General features: G+C 63.3%; 2 protein-coding genes and 1 pseudogene. All 3 read left to right on the forward strand.

The window, feature by feature from the left end; genetic code table 11:
- On the forward strand, positions 1 to 677 hold a 677-nt coding region (locus tag ABZX22_RS45130; RefSeq protein ID WP_354923516.1), incomplete at its 5' end, for an NAD-binding protein.
- On the forward strand, positions 674 to 1,171 hold the full coding sequence (gene psiE-GI, locus ABZX22_RS45135; RefSeq protein WP_049433386.1) for a heat resistance protein PsiE-GI: 498 nt from the start codon (positions 674 to 676) through the stop codon (positions 1,169 to 1,171). The genes ABZX22_RS45130 and psiE-GI, both read left to right, overlap by 4 nt.
- Before the next feature lie 16 nt (positions 1,172 to 1,187).
- Positions 1,188 to 1,329, forward strand: a pseudogene (locus ABZX22_RS45140) (Zn-dependent protease); the annotation flags it as partial.

Here is a 1,329-nt window from a genome sequence, read left to right on the forward strand (position 1 = left end):
AGCATCTGAGTCCCGCGACCGTCGTACATCCCATGCTGGTCGCGCTGGTGCTCAGCATGGCCCTGGCACCGCTGCTGATCCGCCATCACGATGTGCTTGCCCGGTTCTTGAGCCGCACCGGCGGCGTCGTTCAGCCACCCCAGGCTGAAGATGTCGAGATCGCCGCGCAGGCAGCGCGATATCGAGACCATGTCATCGTTTGCGGCGCGGGCGAGCTTGGCCTGACAGTCAGCGAAATTCTTCGACACGCGGGCGTGGCGCATCTGCTGCTGGAAGCAGACGAGCAGAAGGTCGAGGCCGCACGTGCCGCCGGCGCGCCGGTGTTCCATGGCGATGCCAGTCGCCCCGATACCTTGCTGGCTGCCGGGTTGGCGCAAGCGCGTCTGGTGGTGCTCACGTTCGACCATGCCCAGCAAGTGCTGCGCATCGCCCAGGCGATTGCCGAGCGCCGTCCGGCGCTGACCTTGTGGGTGTCATGCAGAAGTACGACCGCGGCCGATGCACTTCGCGCCATGCCCAACGTGCATGTACACCAGCAATCCTTTGCCGCGGCCCTTGGGCTGGCGGAACAGGTGATGTCGTCGCTTGGCATGTCGGCCGAGCTCGTCGAACGAAACATCAGTGCGATGCGCCGCCGTCTCGACAGCGGCAATGTCGCAGGGAGTCCATCTGCATGAAGTCAACAGGCCGCAATCCATTTCAGGTCTTCCGTGACCAATGGGCCATCATGAGTTTATACGATCGCTTCGAGCAGGTCGTCGCCCTCGTTCTGTCGGCGGTAATTGCCGTCATCATCGTGGTGTCGCTGTTCCAGCTCATCGCCATCGTCTTCACGCTGCTGGTCCTCGATGCCTTCAATCCCCTGGATCACAAGGTATTCCAGAGTGTGTTCGGCATGATCATGACGCTCTTGATCGCGATGGAGTTCAAGCATTCCATTGTGCGCGTGGCGCTGCGTCGGGACAGCATCATCCAGGTCAAGACCGTGATCCTCATCGGTCTGATCGCGCTGGCGCGCAAGTTCGTGATCCTTGACCCCGAGGCGAGCCCCGCAAAGATAGCCGCGCTGGCAGGCGCCACGCTGGCTCTGGGTGCGACCTACTGGCTGCTGCGCGAGCGCGGCGACCGCGCCGCCGAGACCTCTGAGCATGACCCGTCATCATCCCAGTGACCCGCGCGCGGCTTAGTTGCAACACCGCTGGCTCAACCGCCTGCAGACCGGGCTGTTGGTCCTGACCCTGGTCGGGATCGCAGCCGCAGCAAGGAGACTGCCGTTTGGGGAAGGCGGCCTGTGGCTCGCGCTGTTTGCCGTTTCAGGTGCTTTGCTTC

It is taken from the genome of Nonomuraea sp. NPDC003804 (assembly GCF_040610675.1).
In the GTDB taxonomy this organism is placed as follows: domain Bacteria; phylum Actinomycetota; class Actinomycetes; order Streptosporangiales; family Streptosporangiaceae; genus Nonomuraea.

Coding starts and splice junctions, on each gene's coding strand:
- psiE-GI (WP_049433386.1), top strand. CDS start 674: ATGAAGTCAACAGGCCGCAATCCATTTCAGGTCTTCCGTGACCAATGG.